The organism is Flavobacterium sp. (assembly GCF_044360715.1).
Taxonomy (GTDB): Bacteria; Bacteroidota; Bacteroidia; order Flavobacteriales; family Flavobacteriaceae; genus Flavobacterium.
Window position 1 is genome coordinate 1 of record NZ_JBIKJY010000041.1, and the last position, 6,902, is coordinate 6,902.

Annotated in this window: 7 protein-coding genes; 5 read left to right on the top strand and 2 right to left on the bottom strand. The window is 31.5% G+C overall.

All coding sequences use genetic code 11. The features are described 5' to 3' along the window. On the bottom strand, positions 1-593 hold a 593-nt coding region (gene mnmD, locus ACIQ16_RS09940; RefSeq protein WP_396151112.1), incomplete at its 3' end, for a tRNA (5-methylaminomethyl-2-thiouridine)(34)-methyltransferase MnmD. Between the two features lie 381 nt (positions 594-974). On the opposite strand from mnmD, the gene ACIQ16_RS09945 reads away from it, so the two are divergent. Genes ACIQ16_RS09945 through ACIQ16_RS09965 form a run of 5 tightly spaced genes read left to right on the top strand, consistent with a single transcriptional unit; the run spans position 975 to position 6,475 of the window. After that, positions 975-2,318, top strand: coding sequence for a DEAD/DEAH box helicase (locus ACIQ16_RS09945; protein ID WP_396151114.1), 1,344 nt, complete (start codon positions 975-977; stop codon positions 2,316-2,318). Positions 2,319-2,349: 31 nt separating this feature from the next. Then, positions 2,350-4,278 (top strand): BatA domain-containing protein, encoded by a 1,929-nt coding sequence (locus tag ACIQ16_RS09950; protein ID WP_396151116.1) that lies wholly within the window; start codon positions 2,350-2,352, stop codon positions 4,276-4,278. Then, positions 4,275-5,525 (top strand): dihydroorotase family protein, encoded by a 1,251-nt coding sequence (locus tag ACIQ16_RS09955; RefSeq protein ID WP_396151118.1) that lies wholly within the window; start codon positions 4,275-4,277, stop codon positions 5,523-5,525. Before ACIQ16_RS09950 ends, ACIQ16_RS09955 begins: the two co-directional genes overlap by 4 nt. Beyond that, complete coding sequence (locus tag ACIQ16_RS09960; RefSeq protein WP_291242857.1) at positions 5,525-5,836, top strand: hypothetical protein; 312 nt, start codon at positions 5,525-5,527, stop codon at positions 5,834-5,836. The genes ACIQ16_RS09955 and ACIQ16_RS09960 overlap by 1 nt, the downstream gene beginning before the upstream one ends. A 3-nt stretch (positions 5,837-5,839) precedes the next feature. Continuing rightward, a complete protein-coding gene (locus tag ACIQ16_RS09965; RefSeq protein WP_396151121.1) occupies positions 5,840-6,475 on the top strand; it encodes an alpha/beta hydrolase in 636 nt (211 codons plus the stop codon). A 71-nt stretch (positions 6,476-6,546) separates the two neighbouring features. Here the strand turns inward: ACIQ16_RS09965 and ACIQ16_RS09970 are convergent. Further along, a partial coding sequence (locus ACIQ16_RS09970; protein WP_396151123.1) for a T9SS type B sorting domain-containing protein occupies positions 6,547-6,902 on the bottom strand: 356 nt, incomplete at its 5' end.

Sequence of the window (6,902 nt, forward strand, 5' to 3'; positions counted from 1 at the left end):
GCTTGCATAGCATTTTTAATTGTGGTTCGGCACGCATACGTGGTTAATATACCTTTGCTTTTTAAGGCACGATACATTTTTTCAAAAATAGCTTCATTCCATAACTCGGGTTGTACGTTGTAGCCAAAAGCATCAAAATAAACTATATCAAACGCGTTTTCATCCGTAATCTCAGAAAAAAACTGCTTGCGTTTTGTTAAGGTAAAATAAGGCGTTACTTCAATAGTTTCTTCCCAAGGCAACGTATGTAGTTGTTCAAAATCAGCTTGACGGTTGGGTACTTCCAATTGCGTGGCGTAGTTGAGCTGTATAATATCTTCAAAAGCCACCGGATACGCTTCTACTCCAACATAATTAACTTTAATCTGCCGTTTTTCGGCCTCTAACATCGTAATCAAAGCATTTAATCCTGTACCAAAACCAATTTCTAAAATCGAAATTTCTGAAGCATCAGCCAAAACATCTAAGCCATTTTTAATAAAAACGTAATACGCTTCTTGTATGGCACCAAACTTAGAATGATAGGTTTCATCCCATTCTGGAATATAAATAGACGTGGAACCGTCTTTCGTAATGATAATTTCGTGTTTCATTGTTTGGGTAAAAGCACAAAGGTAAAAGAAATCAATAGCAATGACAATGACAATTTCAAAAATCAATAGTAATATCAAACTTTTAAAAAATTAAATTCCAAAATGAAAAATAAAAATCCGTTACATCTGTCAAATCCGTGTTCCTATCATTTTCAATAGCAATAGCAATAGCAAACTAAAAATGCAATTTCTATGTTACCTATCCAAAGCGAAGCTTCTAAATAATTTCAAAAAAAACTATGTGCCTATGTGTTTAAAATTAAAAAATCCTTTAAATCCGTTACATCTGTTAAATCCGTGTTCCTATCAAAAACCAACTAACACTCCAAAAGATTGCTTCACAAACTCTCAATCACTATCTTTGCCTAAATTTTCATACAAATGGTTACATTCGAACAACTTAATCTTCCAATTTCGCTACAAAAAGCTATAGACGATTTAGGTTTCACAACTCCTACTCCTATCCAATCAAAAGCCTTTCCAATCGTTATGTCTGGTAGAGATGTGATGGGAATTGCACAAACCGGAACGGGAAAAACGTTTGCCTATTTGTTACCTATTTTAAAACAATGGCGTTTTGTACCTACCGATATTCCGAGAGTGCTTATTTTAGTACCTACTCGAGAATTAGTAGTGCAAGTGCACGAAGAAATTGAAAAATTAACCAAATATATGAGTGTGCGTTCGCTTGCCGTTTATGGTGGCGTGAACATCAATACACAAAAGAAAGACATTTATTCTGGAATTGATATTGTGGTGGGAACACCCGGTAGAATTATGGATTTGGCTTTAGATAATGTCTTGCGTTTTGACGATTTACAAAAATTAGTCATTGATGAATTTGATGAAATATTAAATTTAGGATTTCGAGTACAACTAACTTCTATTTTATCGATGATGCGTTCGAAAAGACAAAACATTTTGTTTTCGGCAACTATGACAGAAGAAGTAGATGATTTGTTAGATGAATTTTTCGAATTTCCAGAAGAAGTCTCGTTAGCACCAAGTGGTACTCCATTAGAGCAAATTGAACAACGCGCTTATGTGGTACCGAACTTTTTAACGAAGATTAATTTACTTAAACATTTATTACAAGACGAAACATACAGCCGAATTTTATTGTTTGTAAACAGTAAAAGAATGGCCGATTTTTTATTAGAACATTTAGAAGAAGATTTCCCAGGTCAGTTTGGAACGGTGCACTCCAATAAAACGCAAAATTACCGTTTAAATATGATGGAAAATTTTCAATCTGGAGAAATTAGAGGTTTAGTAACCACTGATATTATGGCTCGTGGATTGGATATTACAGATATTACACACGTAATAAATATGCAATTTCCTGAAATCCCAGAACAATATATGCACAGAATTGGTCGTACGGGTCGTGCCGATAAAGACGGTATTGCCATCAGTTTTATTGGTCCGAAAGAAGACGAATTTCAATTGGAAGTAGAAATGCTAATGCAAACCGAAATTAAAATTCACGAGATTCCTTCAGATGTAAAAATTGAACAACAACGCTTAGAATTCGAAAAAGATCAAAAGAAAGTAAAAACGCTTTTGAAACGTGTAAAGAAAACAGGCGGCGATGCTTTTGAGAAAAAATCAGAGAAAAATAGTAAAGTCAATTTAGGAGGTCCAGGAAAAAGAACACCAAGAAAAACCGCTTCTAGAAACCGAGGAATTGAAAGAAAACGAGACGAAAAGAAAAAGAAAAAGTAATTTTTAGTATTTTTGAAAAACTTTAATAAAAATGCAATTTAAAAACCCAGAAATTCTATATTTTTTATTTCTATTGATTATACCAATTTTGGTACACCTTTTTCAATTGAGACGATTTAAAAAACAAGAATTCACGAATGTTAAATTGCTTAAAGAACTCGAAGTTCAAACTCGTAAAAGCGCTACAATTAAGAAATGGCTATTATTAGTCACTCGTTTATTACTTTTAACAGCTCTAATTTTTGCCTTCGCACAACCTTTCTTCAAAGCAAAAGATTTTGATAAAAAAAATAACGAATTAATTTTAGTCATCGACAATTCCTTTTCGATGCAAGCCAAAGGAAATAACGGTGAATTATTAAAAAGAACCATTCAGGATGTATTAGAAAATACACCAGAAGACCAACAATTATCGGTACTTACCAACGATGAAAATTTTTACGATACTACAATTCGTAACATTCAAAAAGAATTACAAAATTTAAACTACTCGTCTACTCCATTCAATCCTGCCGCAATTATCACCAGAATTGAAGCAAAAAAACCTGGTATTCCGAAAGATATTTTATTTATTTCTGACGCAGTTGGATTAAAAGATGAATTAAAAACCAATTTAAGCGAAACATCATCGCTGTATTATCAAACCGTAAAAGCAAACGAAACCTATAATACTGCAATTAAAAACGTACAAATTAGTCAGGTTTTAGATCAATTTTACGAGTTAAAAATAAGTATTAAATCGTACGGAGATTTTGAAAATGATGTGCCCATTTCAATGTATAATGGTAAAAAATTAGTTGGAAAAGCATTAATTTCCAATGAAAAGCAGCAAAAAGAGATATTGTTTACCATACCAAAAACAGATTTTCATGGGTATGTTTCCATTCAAGATTCAAGTTTAGAATATGACAATTCGTTTTATTTTAGTATTTCTAAACCTCAAAAATCGAATGTAATTGCCGTAGGTACTCCAGAAAAAAACAACTTTTTATCCAGAATATTCACAGCTGACGAATTTAACTACACATCAACAGATTGGAAAACCTTAAATTACAATGCTATTGAAAATGCCGATGCTTTGGTATTAAATGAAATACCAACTATTTCAAGTGCTTTATCTGTTACTTTGAAAAATTATTATAGCAAAGGCGGAACCATAATTTTTATACCTGATGTTACAAGCGATGTTTCGAACTACAATGCTTTTTTGAGTAATTTTAGTCCGATTTCATTTTCAGAAAAAACACAAAAAGAAAAACAAATTACACAAATAAGTTTCAATCATCCCATATATACCAACGTTTTTGATAAAAAAGTAAGCAATTTTCAATATCCAAAAACAAATGCATCATTTACGATAAATGGAAGTAATTTGCCTGTGTTACAATATGAAGACAAAAGTGTTTTCTTAGGAAATATTACCAATAAACTGGGAAATTTATTCTTCTTTTCAACTTCTATAAATAAAGAAAATTCGAACTTTCAGAATTCGCCTTTAATTGTTCCTACGTTTTATAATATGGGGCAAAACAATAATAAATCAGGGTTAAATGCCTTTATAATTGGTAACAACAACTATACAATTATCAACGAAACTATTGCAAAAGATAATGTTTTGAGTGTTACAAATACTGAAAACAGTTTTATTCCAATGCAACAAATATTAAACAATAAAATCAAGCTCACTTTCGGAAATTATCCTGAAAAATCAGGGAATTACGAAGTGTTAAAAGATAAAGAATCACTAAAAAATATCAGTTTTAATTATCCAAGAAACGAAAGTGATTTATTGCAAATAAATACAGATTATTTTGATTCGTGTACGGAAGTAAATGCTGTATCTACGTTTTATTCTGATATACATTCTTCCAGAACAAGCAATGAAGTTTGGAAATATTTTATCTTTGCCACATTATTACTTTTACTAATTGAATTACTAATCCAAAAATTTGTAAAATGAATCTTTTACTAAAAAACGCGACACTACTTGAAAGTCAAAACCCATTTCATAAGCAACAAGTTGATATTGAAATTACAGATGGTATTATTTCTAAAATTGGAAAGAATCTAACCATAAAAGAAGGTTTTGAAGTTATTGAAAAAGAAAACTTACATATTTCTCAAGGTTGGTTAGATACTTCGGTAGTTTTTGGAGAACCTGGTTTTGAAACAACAGAAACCATAGAAAACGGATTAAAAGTGGCTGCTAAAAGTGGTTTTACTTCCGTTTTTTTACATTCCAATACACATCCAGCGATTGATAATCAAGCGGTAATTCAATTTGTTAAAAGCAAAGCACAAAATAGTATTTCAAATTTGCACGTTGTAGGTTGTTTGACCAAAAATAGCGAAGGAAACGACTTAGCCGAACTTTTTGATATGAAAAATGCTGGCGTGGTAGCTTTTGGAGATTATAAAAAATCAATGACGAATGCGAATTTATTAAAAATAGCATTTCAATATGTAGCTAATTTTAACGGAATTTTGTTCGTACAACCTATGAATAAAGACCTAAAAGGAAAAGGGTTTGTGAATGAAGGGGAAGTTTCAACGAAATTAGGATTGAAAGGAATTCCAGCTATGGCGGAAGAAATTGAAATTGAAAGAAACATTGCCTTATTAGAATACACCAATGGAAAACTACATATTCCTACTATTACAACGAAAAATTCGGTAGATTTAATTGCGAAAGCACAAGCGAAAGGGTTACAAATTACTTGTGGTGTTTCCGTAAATAATTTAGTGTTAACAGATGAAGAATTGGTAGATTTTAATTCGAATACTAAAATTTATCCGCCACTTCGTACAGAAACCGACAGAACAGCTTTAATTGAAGGTGTTATGAACAATGTGATTTCAGTAATCACATCAGACCATTGCCCAGTAAACATCGAACAGAAGCAATTAGAATACGATTTAGCCGATTATGGTTCGATAGGTTTAGAAAGTGCTTTTGGTGCCTTACAAACGGTTTTACCAACGGAAGTTATTGTAGCTAAATTTACTGCTGCGAAATCTTATTTCAACATAGAAAACAATACCATTACAGAAGGAAACAAAGCTGAACTTACTTTATTTAACCCTAATGAAGAATGGGTTTTCAGTAAAGAAAATATACTTTCTTTTTCTAAGAACTCAATTATGTTAGGTAAGAAAATGAAAGGAAAAGTGTACGGAATTATTAGTAATAATAAAATTGAAATCTAATGGAAGAGCATAAAGTAAATGCAATGATTGGCCATTTTACCATCATCGGAACCATTGTAGCCCTTATGATGAATACTGAAAAAAAGAACCATTTTGTTAGTTTTTATACGCGTCAAACTTTAGGCATCTTTTTGTGTTTTCACTTGGGTGGTTATTTCATTGGCTATTTTGATAGTTGGTTTGTATCAACTGCATATTGGTTGTTTTTCCTTATCTTGTGGATTATTAGTTTTGCAGGTGTGATGAATAATGAAATGAAATTGGTGCCACTTGTGGGAGAACAATTTCAGAAATGGTTTAAAAATTTATAATTTATGAGTTTAGAATATTTGGTAAAAGCACCAAAAGAAGTAAAAGAAAAAAACGGAGCGTTACTTTTAATACACGGCTATGGAAGTAATGAAGAAGATTTGTTTTCTTTTGCACCTCAATTACCTGAAGATGTGTATGTGATATCGATTCGTGCGCCATTTAATTTACAACCTTATGGTTATGCTTGGTATGAAATTACTTTTGATGCCGATGAAAATAAGTTTTCAAATAACGAACAAGCCAAAGAATCTTTACAATTAATCGCAAATTTTATTGATGAAATTTCAGAAAAATTACCTTTAGACAAATCGAATATTTCATTAATAGGATTTAGTCAAGGTGCAATTTTAAGTTATGGAATGGCGTTTACATATCCATATAAAATTAATAAAGTTGTGGCTTTAAGCGGTTATTTAAACGAACAAATTTTACCAGAAAATTATGATGTAAATCAAATTAAACATATTAAATTTTTTGTTTCTCACGGCACACAAGACCAAGTAATTCCTGTGGAATGGGCAAGAAAAACAGCACCATATTTAGAAAAATTAGGTTTGCGCATTATGTATAAAGAATATCCTGTAGGACACGGCGTAGCGCCACAAAACTTTTGGGATTTTAAAAATTGGTTAGACTAAAATTACTTTTTATATAAACAAAAAAGGCTCCGAAATCGGAGCCTTTTTTGTTTTTATGTATTCCACACTTCTTATCTTTTTAAAGCGAAGTGTGCCTTAAATAATTTTTGTTGGTCTTTTTCCTTATATTCTATGGTAAACCAATAGTCTGTTGATGGTAGTACTGAACCAATATAAGTTCCATCCCATCCTTGACTAGTAGCTATTGGTGTAATTTGTTTTAACAACTTACCATATCTATCATAAATATAAATCTTAGCATCCGGTTGATCTAATCCTACGATGTTCCATGTATCATGTATTCCATCACCATTTGGTGTAAAATATTTCGGATAATCTATTACTAATACATCAATTGTTAGGTTCGTACAACCTTCTGTATCTTCTACCATTACTTCATGTGTACCGCCTTGAACACCTGTAAAAA

Bases quoted from the DNA above. Each gene is read 5' to 3' on its own strand.
- ACIQ16_RS09955 (WP_396151118.1), top strand. From the start codon at position 4,275: ATGAATCTTTTACTAAAAAACGCGACACTACTTGAAAGTCAAAACCCA.
- ACIQ16_RS09950 (WP_396151116.1), top strand. From the start codon at position 2,350: ATGCAATTTAAAAACCCAGAAATTCTATATTTTTTATTTCTATTGATT.
- ACIQ16_RS09965 (WP_396151121.1), top strand. From the start codon at position 5,840: ATGAGTTTAGAATATTTGGTAAAAGCACCAAAAGAAGTAAAAGAAAAA.
- ACIQ16_RS09945 (WP_396151114.1), top strand. From the start codon at position 975: ATGGTTACATTCGAACAACTTAATCTTCCAATTTCGCTACAAAAAGCT.
- ACIQ16_RS09960 (WP_291242857.1), top strand. From the start codon at position 5,525: ATGGAAGAGCATAAAGTAAATGCAATGATTGGCCATTTTACCATCATC.